The sequence below is a fragment of the Cellulomonas sp. FA1 genome, assembly GCF_000986825.1.
Classification (GTDB): Bacteria; Actinomycetota; Actinomycetes; order Actinomycetales; family Cellulomonadaceae; genus Cellulomonas; species Cellulomonas iranensis.
The window spans coordinates 115035-134141 of record NZ_LBMY01000001.1 but is presented as its reverse complement, the minus strand read 5'-3'; the positions used below and the strand labels follow the sequence as shown (position 1 = coordinate 134141).

The 19107-nt window shown below is 74.8% G+C and carries 13 protein-coding genes; 9 read left to right on the top strand and 4 right to left on the bottom strand.

Features of this window, described 5'->3' with window-relative positions; translation table 11 throughout:
- Window positions 1–150: 150 nt before the first annotated feature.
- On the top strand, window positions 151–1143 hold the full coding sequence (locus tag GY42_RS00530) for a phosphotransferase (protein ID WP_046527824.1): 993 nt from the start codon (window positions 151–153) through the stop codon (window positions 1141–1143).
- Window positions 1144–1262: 119 nt separating this feature from the next.
- Here the strand turns inward: GY42_RS00530 and GY42_RS00525 are convergent, their stop codons facing one another.
- Entirely contained in the window at window positions 1263–2243 is a 981-nt protein-coding gene (locus GY42_RS00525) for an electron transfer flavoprotein subunit alpha/FixB family protein (RefSeq protein ID WP_046527823.1), read from the bottom strand.
- Between the two features lie 46 nt (window positions 2244–2289).
- Entirely contained in the window at window positions 2290–3084 is a 795-nt protein-coding gene (locus GY42_RS00520) for an electron transfer flavoprotein subunit beta/FixA family protein (RefSeq protein WP_046527822.1), read from the bottom strand.
- A 102-nt stretch (window positions 3085–3186) separates the two neighbouring features.
- Between GY42_RS00520 and glgX the strand changes: the two genes are divergently transcribed.
- Together glgX and GY42_RS00510 are read left to right on the top strand one after the other, a co-directional pair.
- Window positions 3187–5385, top strand: a complete 2199-nt coding sequence (glgX, locus tag GY42_RS00515) for a glycogen debranching protein GlgX (protein WP_046527821.1) — start codon at window positions 3187–3189, stop codon at window positions 5383–5385.
- A gap of 33 nt (window positions 5386–5418) precedes the next feature.
- Window positions 5419–7074 carry an FAD-binding dehydrogenase gene (locus tag GY42_RS00510; protein WP_046527820.1) on the top strand — a complete coding sequence of 552 codons (1656 nt, stop codon included), beginning with the start codon at window positions 5419–5421 and terminating at the stop codon, window positions 7072–7074.
- Between the two features lie 84 nt (window positions 7075–7158).
- Here GY42_RS00510 and GY42_RS17975 read toward each other — a convergent pair whose 3' ends face one another.
- The gene (locus GY42_RS17975; protein ID WP_152667188.1) at window positions 7159–7941 is read right to left on the bottom strand and encodes a hypothetical protein; all 783 of its coding nucleotides are present in this window, start codon (window positions 7939–7941) and stop codon (window positions 7159–7161) included.
- Between the two features lie 1148 nt (window positions 7942–9089).
- Between GY42_RS17975 and GY42_RS00500 the strand changes: the two genes are divergently transcribed.
- The 3 genes from GY42_RS00500 (at window position 9090) to GY42_RS00490 (ending at window position 14453) form a co-directional block, all read left to right on the top strand.
- The gene (locus GY42_RS00500) at window positions 9090–11201 is read left to right on the top strand and encodes an alpha-1,4-glucan--maltose-1-phosphate maltosyltransferase (RefSeq protein ID WP_082131662.1); all 2112 of its coding nucleotides are present in this window, start codon (window positions 9090–9092) and stop codon (window positions 11199–11201) included.
- A 370-nt stretch (window positions 11202–11571) separates the two neighbouring features.
- Window positions 11572–13170, top strand: a complete 1599-nt coding sequence (gene treS, locus GY42_RS00495; protein WP_236686843.1) for a maltose alpha-D-glucosyltransferase — start codon at window positions 11572–11574, stop codon at window positions 13168–13170.
- Window positions 13167–14453, top strand: coding sequence for a maltokinase N-terminal cap-like domain-containing protein (locus tag GY42_RS00490; protein ID WP_082131292.1), 1287 nt, complete (start codon window positions 13167–13169; stop codon window positions 14451–14453). Before treS ends, GY42_RS00490 begins: the two co-directional genes overlap by 4 nt.
- 25 nt (window positions 14454–14478) lie before the next feature.
- Here GY42_RS00490 and GY42_RS00485 read toward each other — a convergent pair whose 3' ends face one another.
- On the bottom strand, window positions 14479–15729 hold the full coding sequence (locus tag GY42_RS00485) for an ROK family transcriptional regulator (RefSeq protein ID WP_082131291.1): 1251 nt from the start codon (window positions 15727–15729) through the stop codon (window positions 14479–14481).
- A gap of 196 nt (window positions 15730–15925) precedes the next feature.
- On the opposite strand from GY42_RS00485, the gene GY42_RS00480 reads away from it, so the two are divergent.
- From GY42_RS00480 to GY42_RS00470, 3 genes are read left to right on the top strand one after another with little or no spacing between them, the layout of a single operon-like run.
- Window positions 15926–17248, top strand: a complete 1323-nt coding sequence (locus tag GY42_RS00480; RefSeq protein ID WP_046527817.1) for an ABC transporter substrate-binding protein — start codon at window positions 15926–15928, stop codon at window positions 17246–17248.
- Between the two features lie 17 nt (window positions 17249–17265).
- Window positions 17266–18222, top strand: coding sequence for a carbohydrate ABC transporter permease (locus GY42_RS00475; protein WP_046527816.1), 957 nt, complete (start codon window positions 17266–17268; stop codon window positions 18220–18222).
- On the top strand, window positions 18219–19043 hold the full coding sequence (locus GY42_RS00470; RefSeq protein ID WP_046527815.1) for a carbohydrate ABC transporter permease: 825 nt from the start codon (window positions 18219–18221) through the stop codon (window positions 19041–19043). The genes GY42_RS00475 and GY42_RS00470 overlap by 4 nt, the downstream gene beginning before the upstream one ends.
- Window positions 19044–19107 lie beyond the last annotated feature (64 nt).

Below are 19107 nucleotides of genomic sequence, written 5' to 3'. Positions count from 1 at the left end.
GCGGGCCCCGGCGCCGCCTCCCCACCGAGGTCGGCGACGGGCCGCCGCCGGGGCCCGGGCCACGACTCTCCCCCACGGTCGGCACGTTTCCCCCGCACGCCGCGGGCGATCGCGCGACCCGAGGGGCCGTCTTGCTGGCAGGATGTCAGCGTGAGTGCCGACGACGTCATCGCGCTGCCGCTCGCCTTCGGCGGACAGCGGCTCGACTGGCGCGACCTGCCGCGGGCCGTGCGGGACCGCATCGAGACCCTCGCCGGCGCACGCGTCACCGCCGAGACGTCGGCCACCAGCGGCTTCTCCCCCGGGTTCTGCGCCGTGCTCGAGCTCACCGACGGCCGGGCCGTCTTCGTCAAGGCCGTGTCGCCCGACCAGAACCCGACCTCACCGCAGCTCGCGCGCGCCGAGATCCGTGCCGCCGCGGCGCTGCCCTCGCAGGTGCCGGCACCTGCGCTGCGCTGGTGGCACGACGACGGCCACTGGGTCATCATCGGCTTCGACGCCGTGCACGGCCGCTCGCCCGAGCTGCCGTGGCGCGCCGACGACCTCGCGCTCGTGCTCGCCGCGATCGACGACCTGGCGCACTGCGAGCCGACCCCGGGGCACGCGCTGCCGCGCACGGACGACCAGCTCGCCGAGGACTTCACCGGCTGGCGCCGGATGCTGCGCGCCGACCCCGCCGAGCGCGAGCGCGTCGCGACCGCGATCGACGAGCCCGGCCGGTGGGCGGTCGAGCACCTCGACGACCTCGTGCGCTGGGAGCAGGACGCGCTGCGGGCGTGCGCGGGTGACGCGCTCGTGCACGGCGACCTGCGCGCGGACAACGTCATGATCGAGGACGGCCACGACCGCGTCTGGCTGATCGACTGGCCGCACGCGAGCGTCGGCGCGCCGTGGCTCGACCTGGCGTTCATGCTGCCGAGCGTGGCCCTGCAGGGTGGGGCGGGCGACCCCGCGTGGCTGTTCAGCCAGAGCGCGGTGGCCGACGGCGTCTCGGTCGACCAGCTCCGCGCGGCGCTGTCCGGGCTGGCCGGGTACTTCGCGTGGTCGTCGGGGCAGCCCGCCCCCCCGGGGATTCCCAACCTGCGCGCGTTCCAGGCGGCGCAGGCCGGCGCGACCCTGCGGTGGCTGCGCGACATCGCCTGACGACCGGACGACCGCCCGCGGCTCGGCCCGGCACCGCACCCGTCACGCACCGCCCGGGCCACGCGCTCCCCGCCACGGGGGCGTGAGGACGCCGCCCGGCACGCGAGCGACGACCGACGTCAGCCCTGGAGCCGGCGCAGCTCCGCGGCCGTCTGCGGCAGCACCGTGAACAGGTCGCCCACGATCCCGAAGTCGGCGATCTCGAAGATCGGTGCGTCGGGGTCGCTGTTGACCGCGACGATCGTGCCCGACGCCTGCATGCCGCCGCGGTGGTGCACGGCGCCCGACACGCCCGCGCCGACGTAGAGCCGCGGTGACACCGTCACCCCGGTCTGGCCGATCTGCGCGTCGTGCCCGATCCAGCCCTCGTCCGTCGCGACGCGTGTCGCGCCGACCGCACCCCCGAGCACGTCGGCGAGCTCCTCGACGGGCGAGAAGTCGCCCTCGGTGCCGCGGCCGCCGACGACGACGACGTTCGCCGAGCCGAGGTCGGGGCGTCCCGACGCCGCGTGCTCGCTGCGCTCGACGACCGTGACCCGCGTCGAGGACGGACGCACCGCGACGGGCAGGTCCTCGACCCGCGGGTCGCTCGGCGCGGGCGCGTCCTGCGCGGGCACCGCGTTCGCCTTGACCGTGACGACGGCCGTCGGCGTGGTCACCGCGCAGCGCGTCGTCCACGTGCCGGCCAGCACGGTCTTGTGCGCGACCACGCGGCCGTCCTCGAGCGTCAGCCCGTCGACGTCGGTGACGACGCCCGCGCCCGTGCGGACCGCGAGGCGCGCCGCCGCCTCCTTGTTCTCGAAGGTCGACACGAGCAGCAGCAGCGTCGACCCGGTGGCCGCGAGCGCGGCCTGCAGCCCGTCGGCGAGCACGTCCGACACGTGCGGGTCCGCGTCCGTGACCAGGCGGTGCACGGCGGTCACGCCCTGCGCCGCGAGCACGGGCCGGGCGGCGGCGACGTCCTGGTCACCGGCCCACACGCCGTGCACGCCCGCGTCGCCCGCGAGGTCGCGCGCGAGGGTCAGCAGCTCGCGCACGGGGGCGCGCAGCGTGCCGTCGGGGGCGTGGTCGAGCAGGACGAGCACGGGGGTGGCGGTCACGACGGTCCTCCGGTGGTGCGGGCGACGGGGTGGGGGCGGGCCGCGCTCAGACGAGCTTGCGCTCGACGAGCCACGCGGCGAGCCGCGTCCCGGCGTCACCGGTGTCGGTGAGCAGGACGCGGTCCTCGCGCGGCGGCCGCGGGGCGGCCTCGAGGACCTGCGTGCGGGCGCCCGCGGCCCCCACGGTCGCCGGGTCGACGCCCAGGTCGGCGAGCGTGAGCGTCGCCACGGGCTTCTTGCGGGCGGCCATGATGCCCTTGAAGTTCGGGTAGCGCGGCTCGTTGATGCCGTCGGTCACCGACACCACGGCCGGCAGCGGCGCCGTGAGCGTCTCGGTCGCGTGGTCCAGGCGCCGCACGACCGTCGCGGTGCGCGCGTCGACGTCGACGTCGAGCGACGACGCGAGCGGCAGCGCCGGCAGGTCGAGCAGCTCGGCGAGCGCGGCGGGCAGCAGCGACGTGAGGCCGTCGAGGCCGGCCATGCCCGTGAGCACGAGGTCGACGGGGGCGTCGGCCGACAGGTGACGGACGGCGGCCGCGAGCACGGTCGCCGTGCCGATCGCGTCCGAGCCCGCGACGTCGTCGTCGAGCACGTGGACCGCCTCGTCGGCGCCCATCTGCAGGCCCTTGCGGACCGCGTCGACCGCGTCGTCCGGGCCCACCGTCAGGACCACGACCTCGCCGTCGTGCTCCTCGGCGAGCGCGAGCGCGGCCTCGACGGCGTTCTCGTCGAGCTCGTTGAGGGTGCCGTCACCGCCGTCGCGCACGACGCGCCCGTCGGCACCGAGCTGCCGGTCGGACTGGATGTCGGGGACGAACTTCACGCAGACGACGATCCTCACCCGGCGAAGGCTACCCTCACCGGCCCCGCCCGTCGGAGGTGGTGTTCGCCACGTGGGCAACGCCGGCCACGTCCCGGACGTGCGTCCTGGCACGATGGGGTGGTGGCCAAGACGACCGAGCGACACCGTCCGCCCCGCCTCGGCGTGCACGTCACCGGGACGGGCGTCGACGTCGCCGTGCTCGCGCCGCACGCGACCGCGGTCGAGCTGTGCCTGCTCGACGGCCCGCTCGACGCGCCCGCCGAGCGGCGCGTGCCGCTGGCCGGCCCGCGGCTCGGCGTCTGGTCGGCCTCGGTGCCCGGCGTGCGCGCGGGTCAGCGGTACGGGTTCCGCGCGCACGGCGCGTGGGAGCCCGGCTACGGCCTGCGGTACAACCCGGCCAAGCTGCTGGTGGACCCGTACGCGCGCGGGCTGGTCGGCGAGCTGGGGTACGGGCCTGAGACGTACGGCCACGTCGTGGGCGACGACCTGACGGGCGACCCGTACGGACCGGCCGACGGTCGCGACTCCGCCGGGCACGTCCCGCACGGCGTGGTCGTCGACACGCGCGCGCTGCCCGGTCCCGACCCGGCCGCGAACCGCCCGTGGACGCCGTGGTCCCGCACGGTCGTCTACGAGGCGCACACCAAGGGGCTCACGCGGCTGCACCCCGACGTGCCCGAGGAGCTGCGCGGCACGTACGCGGGCCTCGCGCACCCCGCGGTCGTCGACCACCTGCTCGGCCTGGGCGTCACGGCGCTCGAGCTGCTGCCGGTCCACGCGTTCACGTCCGAGCCGCACCTGGTCGCCAAGGGACTGACCAACTACTGGGGCTACTCGACGCTCGGGTTCTTCGCGCCGCACGCGGCGTACGCGACGGCCGCCGCGCGCGCCGCCGGGCCCGCCGCCGTGCTCGACGAGGTGCGCGCGACCGTGCACGCGCTGCACGAGGCCGGGCTCGAGGTGCTGCTCGACGTCGTCTACAACCACACGTGCGAGGGCGGCCTGCCCGGCCAGCACCTGTCGTGGCGCGGGCTCGACAACGCGTACTACTACAGCCACGACGGCGCGGTCCCCGCGACGCTCGTGGACGTGACCGGCACCGGCAACTCGCTCGACTTCCGGCGCGACGGCGTCGTCGGCATGACGCTGGACTCGCTGCGGTACTGGGCCGACGTCGTGGGCGTCGACGGCTTCCGCTTCGACCTCGCCGTGACGCTCGGCCGCAGCCCCGAGGGGTTCCGGCCCGACCACGCGACGCTCGTCGCGGCCGCGACCGACCCGTCGCTCGCCGGGCTCAAGCTCGTCGCCGAGCCGTGGGACGTGGGCCCCGGCGGCTGGCGCACGGGCCAGTTCCCGGCGCCGTTCGCCGAGTGGAACGACCGGTTCCGCAACGCCGTGCGGTCGTTCTGGCTGGCCGACCCCGGCCGCGCCGCGCACGGGCTGCCGGGTCACCGCGTGCGCGACCTCGCGACGCGGCTGTCGGGGTCGGTCGACCTGTTCGGCTCGGGCACGCCCCCGCTGCAGCGCGGGCCGCGCGCGTCGGTCAACTACGTGACGGCGCACGACGGGTTCACGATGGCCGACCTCGTCGCGTACGACCACAAGCACAACGCCGCGAACGGCGAGCAGAACCGCGACGGGTCGGACGACAACCGCTCGTGGAACCACGGCGTCGAGGGCCCGGTGCAGCAGGACTCCCCCGCGGTCGACGTCGCGCCCCTGCGGCGCCGGTCGGTCCGCAACCTCTTCGCGACGCTCGTGCTCGCGGCCGGCACGCCCATGGTCACGGCGGGCGACGAGACGGGCCGCACGCAGCGCGGCAACAACAACGCGTACTGCCAGGACAACGAGCTCTCGTGGGTGCGGTGGGACCTGTCGCCGTGGCGCGCCGACCAGCTCGCGACCGCGCGGCACCTGCTGCTGCTGCGGCGCGAGCACGCGGCGCTGCGCACCGAGACGTTCTACACCGGACGGCCGCGCGTCGAGGGCGGTCCGCCCGACCTCGGGTGGTACGGCGCCGACGGCGTCGCGTTCGACCACGCCCGGTGGCACGACGCGTCGGTCCGCACGTTCCAGATGCTGCGCGTCGCACCGCCGCCCGACGACGACCAGGTGCTGCTGGTGGTGAACGGCGCGCTCGACGCGGTCGAGGTGACGCTCGTCGACGGGCACCCCGCACCGTGGACGCTCGCGTGGGACTCGGTGTGGGAGCACCCGTCGGAGGTCTCGACCGCCGCGATCTCGGGCGGGCTGCACCTGCCGGGCGGCTCGACCACCACGGTCGAGCCGCTGAGCATGCGCGTGTACGTGCGCCCCTGACGTCGCGCGCCGGCGGGGCGGTAGCGTGCGCGCATGACGCACACCCCCGACGTCGTGGTCGTCGGTGCCGGGCTCGCGGGTCTGGTCACGACCGCCGAGCTCGTCACCGCCGGCCGGCGCGTGCTGCTGCTGGACGCCGAGCCGCCGGCGAGCCTCGGCGGGCAGGCGTGGTGGTCGTTCGGGGGCCTGTTCCTCGTCGACTCGCCCGAGCAGCGGCGTCTCGGCGTGCGCGACAGCGCCGAGCTCGCGCTGTCCGACTGGCTGGGGTCGGCGGCGTTCGCCGACGACGGCGCTGACCGGTGGGGCCGCGCGTGGGCCGAGGGGTTCGTGGACTTCGCCGCGGGCGGCATGCGGGACTGGCTGCACCGCCTCGGGGTGCGGTGGTTCCCGCTCGTGCAGTGGGCGGAGCGCGGCGGGTACCTCGCGGACGGGCACGGCAACTCGGTGCCGCGGTTCCACGTCACGTGGGGCACGGGGCCGGGTGTGCTCGAGCCGTTCGTGCGGGTGCTGCTCGACGCGCACCGCGACGGCCGCGTCGAGGTGCGGTTCCGCCACCGCGTGACGGGGCTGACGACGACCGACGGCCGCGTCACGGGCGTGCGGGGCGACGTGCTGGCACCCGACGCGGCGGAGCGCGGTGCGCCGTCGTCGCGCACGGTCGTCCGGCCGTTCGAGGTCGAGGCCGCCGCGGTCGTCGTCGCGACGGGCGGGATCGGCGCCAACCACGACCTGGTGCGCGCGACGTGGCCCGCGGCGGCCGGTCGGCTGCCCGCACGCATGCTGTCGGGCGTGCCGGACCACGTCGACGGGTCGGGCATCGAGGCCGCGCGCGCCGCGGGCGCGCACGTCGCGCACGAGGGCCGCATGTGGCACTACCCGGAGGGCGTCACGAACCACTCGCCGGTGTGGTCGGCGCACGGCATCCGGATCCTGCCGGGTCCGAGCTCGCTGTGGCTCGACGCGGACGGCAACCGGCTGCCGGCTCCGCTCTTCCCGGGGTTCGACTCGCTCGGCGCGCTCACGCACGTCACGTCCCGCGGCGACGACCACTCGTGGTTCGTGCTCGACCGGACGATCCTCGGCAAGGAGTTCGCGCTCTCGGGCTCGGAGCAGAACCCGGACCTCACGGGGCGCGACCTCGCGCTGCTGCTCGAGCGGGTCAGGCCGGGGGCGGTCGGCCCGGTCGAGACGTTCGCGCAGCGGTCGCCGGAGTTCGTCGCCGCGACGACGCCGGCGGAGCTGGCCGCCGGGATGAACGCCCTGACGGGCACGTCACGGATCGACCCCGACGCGCTCGCGCGCACGATCGCGCTGCGGGACGCGCAGGTCGCCACGGGGCTCGGCAAGGACCTGCAGGTCACGGCCACGGCGATGGCGCGGCGGTTCGTGGTCGACAAGGCGATCCGCGTCGCACCGCCGCACCGCCTCACGGACCCCGCGCACGGCCCGCTGTACGCGGTGCGGCTGTCGGTGCTGACCCGCAAGACCCTCGGCGGCCTCGCGACCGACCTCGAGGGCCGCGTGCTGCGCCCCGACGGCGAGGTCCTGCCGGGCCTGTGGGCGGTCGGCGAGGCCGCCGGGTTCGGCGGCGGCGGCGTGCACGGCCACCGCGCGCTCGAGGGCACGTTCCTGGGCGGCTGCCTGTTCACGGGCCGCACGACGGGCCGCGCCCTGGTCGCGGCCCTCTGACCCCGGTCCTCTCCTCCCCCGTCCTCGTCGCCGAACGCGCGGTTCTGCCGGTTCTCAAGCCGTGGAACCGGCACGAGTCCGCGTTCACGGGGTCGCCGGACGCGGGAGGTGGCGGGCCAGCGTGCGCGCGACGCGCCCTGCGGCGACGTCGTCGGCCGTGAAGCGCAGGAGCAGCGCACCGGTCGCGACGATCGCGTTCTGCCGCTCGCGGTCCCGGTAGAGGGCCGCCGGTGTCGCGTGCGGTCCCGCGCCGTCGATCTCGACGACGACGAGACGTCCCTCTGGCGTCCACCAACCCAGGTCGCCGCGCGCCACGACACGACCGTCGGCGTCGCGCACCGGCACCTGCAGCTCGTCGGGGGCGATGCCCGCGTCGACGCACTGCAGCCGTGCGCGCGTCTCGAGCGGCGAGTCCGCGCGCCCGTCGACGAGCTCCCACCACCTCGCGAGACGCGCGGCCCCGCGTCGACCGCGCGCGAGCGCCCGGACGCACGCGAGGTCGGGTGCCACGAGGCCGCGCCGGACGGCCGAGTCGAGCACGCCCACGGCGTGCTCGCGTGACAGCTCGCACACGGCCTGCGCGAGCGCAAGCTCCGGTCGCACGGCACGCGCACCCCGCACGACCACGACGTCACCCGTCCGGAAGCGCCGCACCCGCGCGTCACCCCGGTGGTCGCGCCCGCCGACGACGGGAAGCGCCGCCTCGGGCCGGATCGTCCGCGGCAGCCCCTCGACGCCGTGCAGCGCGAGCGCGCAGGCGCCGACCGCCACCGCGCGCTCCGGCCCGAGCGCGAGCAGCGCCGTCCACGCGGCCCTGCGCCGGCGGTGGTCGTGCCCCCGGTCGACGCGGTCCGGTTCCCCGGGCACGACCGGACCGCCGCGCACCGCACCACCTGGTGCGCCTGCGAGCCCCGCGGTCCGCGGAGGTGTGGCCGCCGCCTGCACGCGCATCTGCGCCTGCGGCGCCCGTGGCGACCACCCCTGCCGCGGCGTCGGCTGCGGCAGGGGCGACCGTGCCACCGTCACGCCCTCGGCTGCGGGTCGCACGGGCGCAGGTCCCGCCGGCGCAGGGCTCACGGCCGCGGATCCGGTCGCCCCGGCGTGCACGTCCGGCGGGTCGGCGAGCACGCGCGGTCCGTAGCGCCGCACGAGCGCGCCGGCGGCGTCGTGGACGCCCCGCACGACGGGGACCAGCGAACCGTCGCCCCGCAGCGCAGCGCGGCGGTGCCGGCCGACGCCGGCCGCGTCGCACTGAGCCGTCGACACGAGCCCCTCCTGCAGGAGGGCGAGACGGAGCAGGGGATGGGGCGGAGGCGCCGGACGTCGCATCCCGCCAGCGCACCAGCCCGACACGGACGGCGTCCTGCCCCGACGCCGACGCGGCGCCGGCCCCGAGGTCACACGGTCCTGTGGTCGGCTCGACACGGTAGCGGTCGCCGCTCACGGGTCGAATGCGGAGTCCTGCCGCTCCTCGGCGCCCGTCACCGGCGTCACCCCGCGCTCGACGGCGACCGACGCCCGCGGCCACGACACCACCCGCGGGGCTGCGCCGCACCGTCACCAGGCCTCGGTCGGCGGCGAACGCGGGGTTCGACCGGTCATGGCGTCCGAGAACCGGCAGAACCTCGCGCTCGCCGGGTGGGGGCCAGGTGGGGTGCCGGGTTCAGCGGGGCGGGATCGGTCGTGTCGCGCGGCGGGGGGTGGACGGGTGACCAGGTGGCTGCCGGAGCGGGCGGGCCACCCGGGCCGCGGGCGGCGCGCCGTGGGTGCCCAGCGGATGCCGCGACCCCGGATCCCCGGATAGGTTCGGGACCGTGACGACACCCCGCCGCCCACGTCGCACGTCACCGGCCACGTCAGCGGACCGGCCACGTGCCGTCGCCCCGGTGCCCGCGCCCGGGCGACCCTCCGACCCGACCCGCACGCCGGAGCCCGCGAGCCCGACGGCGGCGGACACGGCCGCCGCCACGACCTCCGCCTCGGTGCCCGCCGCTGCGGCGTCGGCCCCGGAGACGATGTCGACCGCACGGGCGTCCGCCCCGCCGGTCGGACCGCCCACGGCGGCCCCCGCACCGCCGGCCCCCACGGCCGCCTCCCCCGCGGCGCCCGTGACGGGCCCGCTGCCGGTCGGGCGCATCCCGGTGGTCGACGTGTCCCCGGTCGCCGAGGAGGGCCGGTTCCCGGCCAAGGCCGTCGTCGGCGAGCCGGTGCCCGTGCGCGCGACCGTGATCCGCGAGGGCCACGACGCGCTCGGTGCGACGGCGGTGCTGCTGCGTCCCGACGGGTCGGTGCACTCGTGGCGTCGCATGGTCGACGTGGCGCCCGGGCTCGACCGTTACGAGGCGCGCCTCGTGCCGGACGCCGAGGGCGAGTGGTCGTTCCGCGTCGAGGGCTGGTCGGACCCGTACGGGACGTGGGCGCACGACGCCGCGATCAAGGTCGAGGCGGGCGTCGACGTCGAGCTCATGCTCACCGAGGGCACGCTCGTGCTGGAGCGCGCCGCGCGCCGCACGGGCGACGACGCGATGGCCCCGCACGACGCGCGCACGCTGCTGGCGGCCGTCGACGCGCTGCGCGACACCTCCCGCCCGCCGTCGGAGCGCCTGGCAGCGGGGCTCGCACCCGCCGTCCGGGAGGCGCTCGACCGCACCCCGCTGCGCGACCTCGTGACGGCGTCGCGGGCGTACCCGCTCGTGGTGCACCGCCGTCTCGCGCTGACGGGCGCGTGGTACGAGATGTTCCCGCGCTCGCACGGCGCGACGTACGACGAGGCGACGCAGACGTGGACGTCGGGCACGCTGCGCACGGCGGCGAACCAGCTGCCGCGCATCGCCGCGATGGGCTTCGACGTCGTGTACCTGACGCCGATCCACCCGATCGGTCACGCGCACCGCAAGGGCCGCAACAACGCGCTCACGGCGATGCCGGGCGACCCGGGCTCGCCGTACGCGATCGGCTCGCAGGACGGCGGCCACGACGCGATCGAGCCGACGCTGGGCACGTTCGACGACTTCGACGCGTTCGTCGCACGGGCACGGTCCCTGGGCATGGAGGTCGCGCTGGACGTCGCGCTCCAGGCGTCGCCCGACCACCCGTGGGTCCGCGAGCACCCCGAGTGGTTCACGACGCGCGCCGACGGCACGATCGCGTACGCCGAGAACCCGCCGAAGAAGTACCAGGACATCTACCCCCTGAACTTCGACAACGACCCCGAGGGCATCTACGCGGAGATCCGCCGCGTGCTGCAGGTGTGGATCGACCACGGCGTCACGGCGTTCCGCGTCGACAACCCGCACACCAAGCCGCTGTCGTTCTGGCAGCGCCTGCTCGCGGACGTCGCGGCGGACCACCCCGAGGTGATCTTCCTGTCGGAGGCGTTCACGCGCCCGGCGATGATGCTGACGCTCGCGAAGGTCGGCTTCCACCAGTCGTACACGTACTTCACGTGGCGCAACACGAAGGCCGAGCTCGAGGAGTACCTCGCGCGGGTCGGCGGCGAGGAGGGCGCGTGGATGCGCCCGAGCTTCTGGCCGACGACGCACGACATCCTGCCGCCGTACCTGCAGCACGGCGGGGCCGCGGCGTGGGCGGTGCGGGCCGTGCTCGCGGCGACCGGGTCGCCGACGTGGGGCGTGTACTCCGGCTACGAGCTGGTCGAGGACGTGCCGCGGCCGGGCGTCGAGGAGCAGATCGACAACGAGAAGTACGAGTTCCGTCCTCGCGACTGGGCGCGCGCCGAGCACCTGGGCATCGCGCTGCTCATCGGGCGGCTCAACGAGATCCGTCGTGCGCACCCGGCGCTGCAGCAGCTGCGCAACGTGCGCGTGCACCCGACGTCCGACGACGCGCTCGTCGCGTTCTCGCGGCACCTGGAGGCGCACGAGTCGCCGACGGGGCGGCCCGACACCGTGGTGACGATCGTCAACATCGACCCGTTCGGCGTCCGCGAGGGCGTCGTGCGTCTCGACCTGGGTGCGTTCGGCCTGCCCGCCGACCGTCCCGCGGTGGCGCGCGACGTGCTGTCGCAGGAGACGTACGCGTGGTCCGAGGAGGTGTACGTGCGGCTCGACCCGCAGGTGCGGGTCGCGCACGTCGCCTACCTCGAGCACCCGGGTGAGGCGCGATGAGCCCGTCCACGCCGCCGCCCGACGACGTCGCCGGCGCGGGTGACCCGCGCACGCCGCGCACGCCCGTGCTGGGCACGCCCGCGGCGCACCCGAGCGGTGCGGCCGCGGTCCCGCCGGGCACGCCGCCGCCGGGGTCGCAGCCGTCGCCCGACGCGGTGCCCGGTGCGCCGGCGCCCGTGCCGACGCCCCGCCCCCGGGGGCCGCGGGTCCGGCGACCTACGGGCGGCACCGCGAGCCGGCACCGACGACCGCGGCGATCGCGCTGGGCGGCCTGCCTGCGCGCCGCCAGCCGCCGGTCCCCGCTCCCCCGCCGACGGACGGTCGCGACGACGACCCGGAGTGGTACCGCACGGCCGTGTTCTACGAGGTCATGCTGCGCACGTTCTCGGACTCGAGCGGGCACGGCAGCGGCGACCTGCAGGGCCTGGTGCAGCGGCTGGACTACCTGCAGTGGCTGGGTGTCGACTGCCTGTGGCTGCCGCCGTTCTACCCGTCGCCCATGCGCGACGGCGGCTACGACGTGTCGGACTACACGGCGGTCGCACCGCAGTACGGCACGCTCGACGACTTCCGCCTGCTGGTGACCGAGTGCCACCGGCGCGGCATGCGGATCGTGGTCGACCTGGTGATGAACCACACGAGCGACCAGCACCCGTGGTTCCAGGCGTCGCGCTCGGACCCGGACGGGCCGTACGGCGACTTCTACGTGTGGAGCGACGACAACACGCGCTACCAGGACGCGCGCATCATCTTCGTCGACACCGAGACGTCGAACTGGACCTTCGACCCCGTGCGCCGGCAGTACTTCTGGCACCGGTTCTTCAGCCACCAGCCGGACCTCAACTTCGAGAACCCGCGCGTCGTGGACGCGATGTTCGACGTCGCACGGTTCTGGCTGCACCTGGGCGTGGACGGGTTCCGGCTGGACGCGGTGCCGTACCTGTTCGAGGCCGAGGGCACGAACTGCGAGAACCTGCCGGAGACGCACCAGTTCCTGGCCGACCTGCGGCGCATGATCGACGAGGAGTTCCCCGGTCGCATCATGCTGGCGGAGGCGAACCAGTGGCCCGAGGACGTCGTGCACTACTTCGGCACCGAGGAGGCGCCGGAGTCCCACATGTGCTTCCACTTCCCCGTGATGCCGCGCATCTACTACGCGCTGCGCGACCAGCGCGCGACGCAGATCGTCGACATCCTGGCGGACACGCCGGCGATCCCGTCGTCGAGCGGCCAGTGGAGCACGTTCCTGCGCAACCACGACGAGCTGACGCTCGAGATGGTGTCGACGGAGGAGCGCGCGTCGATGTACGGCTGGTACGCGCCGGACTCGCGCATGCGCGCGAACGTTGGGATCCGCCGCCGGCTGGCGCCGCTGCTGGACAACTCGCGCAAGGAGATCGAGCTCGCGCACGCGCTGCTGCTGAGCCTGCCGGGCAGCCCGTGCCTGTACTACGGCGACGAGATCGGGATGGGCGACAACATCTGGCTGCCGGACCGTGACGCGGTGCGCACGCCGATGCAGTGGACGCCGGACCGCAACGCGGGCTTCTCGACCGCCGACCCGGGCAAGCTGTACCTGCCGCTGGTGCAGTCGCTGGTCTACCACTACGGCAACGTCAACGTGGAGTCGCAGCTCGCGCAGCCGACGTCGCTGCTGCACTGGGTGCACGGCATGCTCGCGGTGCGACGTCAGCACCGGGCGCTCGGGCTGGGCTCGTTCGAGGTGGTGCCGAACGACAACGACGCGGTGCTGACGTTCCTGCGTCGCACCGACGACGAGACGGTGCTGGTGGTCGCGAACCTCGCGGCGACCGCCCGCGCGACGACCGTGCGCCTGCCCGGTCACGTGGGGTGGCACCTGCGCGACGTGTTCGGCGGCGCGCACTTCCCGCCGGTGCGGGACGACGGCACGCTGACGTTCACGCTCGGGTCCCGCGACTTCTACTGGCTGGAGCTGACCGCCCCGTGATCCTCGACGCGCTGCCGCCCGACGACGTCGACCACGAGGTCGTCGAGCTGCTGCGCGCGTGGTTGCCGGAGCGTCGCTGGTACCCGGCGAAGGGTGTCGACGCGCGCCTGACCCCGGTCGGCGCCGTGCACCTGGGCGACGACGTGCGCGTGCTGCTGGTGCACGCGCGGGCGGGCGCGGTGGACGTCGTGCTGCAGGTGCCGGTGCTGCTGCTCGCCGACGCGGGCGGGGCCGACCCGGGCGCGGTGCTGGGCACGGCGGGTGGCCGCACGGTGCTCGACGCGGCGGGCGACGCGCGGTTCCTGGCGGCGTGGCTCGCGCACGCGGACGGGCCCGGGGCCGACGTCGACGTGACGGCCGCCCGGGTGGTGACGGGCGAGCAGTCGAACACGTCGGTCGTGCTGCCGGGCCCGGACGGCGTCCCGCGCGGGATCCTCAAGGTGCTGCGGACGCTCGCGGGGGGCGAGAACCCCGACATCGACGTGCCTCGCCGGCTGGTCGAGGCGGCCTGGGACGGCGTGCCCGCGCCGCTCGCGTGGGCGCGGGCGCGGTGGCAGGCGCCGGACGGCAGCGAGGCCGTCGGGTACCTCGGCGTGCTGAGCGCGTTCGTGCCGGGCGCGCAGGACGGGTTCGAGCTGGCGTGCGACCACGCGCGCGACGGGCGCGCGTTCGGGGACCTCGCGCGCGAGCTGGGTGCGACGGTCGCGGGCATGCACGACGCGCTCGTGCGGGCGTTCGACCGGCAGGAGGCGCCGGACGGGGGCGCGGTGCTCGCGCGCGCGCTGCTGGACCGGCTCGCGTGGGCGACGGCCGCGGTGCCGTCGCTCGCGGAGCGCACGCCCGCGGTGCGTGCGGTGGCGGACGAGGTCGCCGCGCTGCCGACGACGCCGGCCCGGCAGCGCGTGCACGGCGACCTGCACCTGGGGCAGGTGCTGCGGTCGACGGGTCGCTGGTTCGTCATCGACTTCGAGGGCGAGCCGTTGGCGCCGCTGGCCGCGCGGACGCGCCCGGACCTGGCGCTGCGGGACGTGGCGGGCGTGCTGCGGTCGTTCGACTACGCGGCGGCGGTCGGCGGGCTGGTGGGCGCGCCCGCCGAGGCGTGGACGCGGGACGCGCGCGACGCGCTGCTCGACGGCTACGGCGTGGGTGCGGAGCCCGCGAGCGCGCTGCTGCTGCGCGCGCTCGAGCTCGACAAGACCCTCTACGAGGTGGTCTACGAGGCGCGGAACCGACCGACGTGGGTGCCGATCCCGCAGGCGGGCCTGGACCGTCTGCTCGGCTGACGGCACAGCCGCGACGGGTCGCGGCTCAGGCCACGCCGGACCCGGCGGGCACCTCGGTGAGCGCGTCGGCCACGATCCGCATGCCGGCCTGCCGGGGTGCCAGCTCGGCCTGCAGCACGAGCGCGGCGCCGCCGACGGCGGCGGCCTCGGCGGCGTGCGACGAGATCGTGACGCGCACGCCGTGCGTGGCGCGCGCGAAGAACCCCGCGTCGAGGCGTTCCTGGACGACGGGCAGGTAGAGCGACCCGGCGTGCGCGAACGACGACCCGGTGAGGACGACGAGGTCGAGGTCGAGGACGTTCGCGAGGGACTGGGTGGCCGCGGCGACGTAGCGCGCGGACTCGGCGAGCAGGCGCACCGGCTGGTCCTCGCCGCGGGCGGCGGCCCGGGCGAGCGCCGCGAAGTCCTCCGACACGCTGCGGCCGGGCAGCGCGATGCCCGCGTCGAGCGCGCGCGCGACGACGGCGGACGGGCCCGCGAGGGCCTCGAGGCACCCGCGCCCGCCGCACCAGCAGGGCGGGCCGTCGACGTCGAGGCAGACGTGCCCGACCTCGCCGGCGTTGGACGAGCGCCCGCGGTAGACGGCGCCGTCGACGATGATCCCGGAGCCGATGCCGGTGCCCATGTACAACGCGGCGCAGACCGCGCCGGTGGGCACGCCGCCGGACCAGTACTCCCCCAGCGCGGCGGCCGTCGCGTCGTTGTCGAGCAGCACGGGCAGCCCGACGGCGTCCTCGATGACCGCCGCGAGCGGGAAGTCCGACCAGTGCTGCATGACCGGCGGCGCGATGGTCATGCCGGTCGAGGTCGCGAGCGGGCCGGGCGACACGACGCCGACGCCGAGCAGCAGGCGCCTGTCGACGCCGATGCGGGCCACGTTGGCGGCGATCTCGGCGGCGATCCGGTCGACGACGACGCGGGGGTCGTCGGCGCCGGTGCCGGGGCGGCGCCACCGCGCGACGACCTGACCGCCGAGGTTCGCGACGACGTACGTGATGCCCGCGTGGTCGAGGTGCACGCCGACCGCGTAGCGCGCGGCGGGGTCGAGCTGCAGCAGCATGCGGGGCTTGCCGCCGGTGGACTCGGCGCGGCCGGCCTCGACGACCAGTCCCTCGTCGAGCAGCCGGCGCACGACGGTCGAGACGGTCGCGGCGGTGAGGCCGGTGGCGTGCGTGAGCTCGACGCGGCTGATGGTCCCGGCGGCGCGGATGACGTCGAGGATCGCGCTGCGGCTGCTCGTGTGCGCGGCGCCGCGCACCGGCGTGCCTGCGTTCACGTGGGCTCCCGTCGGGTTGGCGGCCGCCGGGTGGCGACCCGTCGAGCCTAACGACCGCGACACGGGACGAACCGGGTCACGACACGCCGTTGACTTACTTTGTTCAGTGGCCTAAGAATCTACACGGCGCACGGCCCGGGGCCGTCACCGCCCCAGCCGGGACACCGAGGTCCCGGCGCCGACGAGAGGATCGACGATGTTCCTTCACCAGCGACGCGGGCGGCTCGCCGTCGCGTCGACGGCCGTCGCCCTGCTCGCCCTCACGACCGCCTGCTCGGGCGGGGCCGAGGGCGAGGAGAACACGACCGGCGAGCCCGGCGGCTCCCTCACGGTGCTCACGTGGCGGACCGACCTCGTCGAGGACGGCACGTTCGACGACTACGTCGAGCGGTTCAAGACCAAGTACCCCGCGGTCACCGACGTCAAGGTCGAGGGCATCACCGACTACGAGGGCGAGGTGAAGACGCGCATGAGCACCGACAACTACGGCGACGTCCTCGCGATCCCCGGCTCGGTCACGCCCGACCAGCTCGGCGACTTCTTCGAGCCGCTCGGCGAGCAGGCGGAGCTCGCCCAGGAGTACCGCTGGCTCGCCGACAAGTCGTTCGAGGGCACGAGCTACGGCATCCCGGTCGTCGGCAACGTCCAGGGGCTCGTCTACAACACCAAGGTCTGGAAGGCCGCGGGCCTCACGGACTTCCCCACGACGCCCGACGAGTTCCTCGAGGACCTCGCCGCGCTCAAGGCGGCCGACCCCGGGATCGACCCGCTCTACACCAACTACAAGGACGGCTGGCCGCTCACCGCGTGGGAGTACTACCGCGGCGGCGTCTCGGGCGACCCCGACTACGTCAACCAGATGGTCACGTGGGACGACCCGTGGGCGGACGGCCGCGACCACGAGGTCATCGACGGCCTGCTGTACGACGTCGTCGCGCAGGGACTCACCGAGGCCGACCCGACGACGACCAACTGGGAGCAGTCCAAGCAGCTGCTCGGCACGGGCAAGATCGGCGTCATGCTGCTCGGGTCCTGGGCGATCCCCCAGATGCAGCAGGCCGCCGTCGACGCCGGCGGCTCGGCCGACGACATCGGCTACATGCCGTTCCCCGCCCAGGCCGACGGCACGTTCCACGCCACCGCCGGCGGCGACTACAACCTCGGCATCAACGTCGCCTCGAAGAACAAGGTGACCGCGCGCGCGTGGATCGACTGGTTCCACCACGAGTCCGGCTACTCCGAGTCGCAGGTCGGCCTCTCGCCGCTGATCGACGGCGCCACGCCCGCCGCGCTCGCCGACTTCGTCGACCAGGTCGAGCTCGTCGAGATGAACCCCGCGCCGCAGGGCAAGGAGTCGCTGTTCGCCGACATCGACACGGCGTCGGGCATCGTCACGACGGACCCGAAGTACCGCCAGAAGATCATCGACGACGCCCGCTCCGGCGCCCGCACCAAGCAGCAGGTCTTCGACGACCTCAACGCCGCGTGGGCCGAGGGCCGCGCCGACGTGGACGCCTGACGCGCGGTCGCCGCACCATGACGACCACCACGACGGGCGCCCCCGGCCCGGTGGACGCCCCCGCGCCCGCGACCCGCCCCGCCCCCTCGGGCGCGGGTCGCGGCGCGCGCCGGCGTCGCCGCGCGGTGCCGTACCTGTTCCTCCTCGTCCCCGTCGGGCTGCTGCTCCTGCTGACGTACCTGCCCGTCGCGAACATGTTCTGGTACTCGGTGACGGACTGGGACGGCCTCGCGCGCACGAAGGAGCTCGTGGGGCTCGACAACTACGTCGAGATCTTCACCGACCCCGACAACGTCCGCGTCTTCTACGTCTCGCTGTACTACTTCCTCGCGTCGTTCGTGCAGATGGCGCTCGCGCTGTACTTCGCGACCGTCCTGTCGTTCCGCGTGCGGCTCAAGAACCTGTGGAAGGGGATCCTGTTCTTCCCCTACCTCATCAACGGCGTCGCGATCGGCCTGATCTTCCTCAACTTCCTCAAGCCCGGGGGCGGCCTCGACACCGTGCTGCTGGCCGCTGGCCTCGACGCGCTGGTGCGGCAGTGGACGGGCGACCCGGCGGTGGCCAACGTGACGCTCGCCGCGGTGTCCGTGTGGCGCTACACGGGGCTGAACTTCGTGATGTTCCTCGGTGCGATCCAGTCCATCAGCAGCGACGTCTACGAGGCCGCGGAGATCGACGGCGCCAACCGCTGGCACGAGTTCCGGCACATCATCCTGCCGTCGATCCGACCGATCGTCGGCCTGTCGTTCATCCTCGCGATCTCGGGCGCGCTGTCGGTCTTCGAGATCCCGTACGTCATGACGAACGGCGGCAACGGCACCGAGACCTTCGTGATCCGCACGATCTGGATGGCGTTCAACCGGAACATGGTCGGCCTCGCGTCGGCGATGGCGGTCGTGCTGCTGGTCGTCGTGCTGCTGGTGACGTGGGTCCAGCGTCGCGTCGTGCCCGAGCAGGAGGTGGATCTCACGTGACCCGCGCCCTCACCACCACCGGCAAGTACCTGTCCCTCGTCGTCGCGTCCGTCGTCACGCTGCTGCCGCTCGTGCTCATCCTGTTCGGCTCGTTCAAGACCGGTCAGGAGTTCCTCGCCACGAACCCGTTCACGCCGCCCGAGAGCTGGGGCAACGTCGCGAACTACGCGACCGCGTTCACGCGGGGGGGGATGCTGCGGGGGTTCGCCAACACGGTCGTCGTCTTCGTCGCCGCGATCACCGGCACGATCCTCGTCGGCGCGGCGACCGCGTACGCGCTCGACCGCTTCCGGTTCCGCGGGCGCTCGGCGGTGCTCGGCCTGTTCCTCCTGGCGACGCTCGTGCCCGGCGTCACGACCCAGGTCGCGACGTTCCAGATCGTCAACGGCCTCGGGCTCTACAACTCGCGCTGGGCGCTGATCCTGCTGTTCACGGGCACGGACATCGTCTCGATCTACATCTTCCTGCAGTTCGTGCGCGCGATCCCCCGGTCGCTCGACGAGGCCGCGACGCTCGACGGCGCGGGGCACCTGCGGATCTTCTTCCGGATCATCCTGCCGAACCTCAAGCCCGCGATCGCGACGGTCGTCATCATCAAGGGCATCGGCATCTACAACGAGTTCTTCCTGCCGTTCCTCTACCTGCCCGACCCCGACCTGCGGCCCATCTCGACCGCGCTGTTCGCGTTCAAGGGCCCGTTCGGCTCGCAGTGGGAGGTGATCTCGGCGGGCGTGGTCATCACGATCGTGCCGATCCTCGTGCTGTTCCTGCTGCTGCAGCGGTACGTCTACAACGGCTTCACGTCGGGCGCGACCAAGTGACCGGCTGACGACGCAGGGCAGGACGACGGAGGGCGGCGGGGTGACCCCGCCGCCCTCCGCACCG

Excerpts from the sequence above, each read along its gene's own strand:
- GY42_RS00510 (WP_046527820.1), top strand. The coding sequence starts at position 5,419 with ATGACGCACACCCCCGACGTCGTGGTCGTCGGTGCCGGGCTCGCGGGT.
- GY42_RS00500 (WP_082131662.1), top strand. The coding sequence starts at position 9,090 with ATGTCGACCGCACGGGCGTCCGCCCCGCCGGTCGGACCGCCCACGGCG.
- treS (WP_236686843.1), top strand. The coding sequence starts at position 11,572 with ATGCTGCGCACGTTCTCGGACTCGAGCGGGCACGGCAGCGGCGACCTG.
- GY42_RS00480 (WP_046527817.1), top strand. The coding sequence starts at position 15,926 with ATGTTCCTTCACCAGCGACGCGGGCGGCTCGCCGTCGCGTCGACGGCC.
- GY42_RS00475 (WP_046527816.1), top strand. The coding sequence starts at position 17,266 with ATGACGACCACCACGACGGGCGCCCCCGGCCCGGTGGACGCCCCCGCG.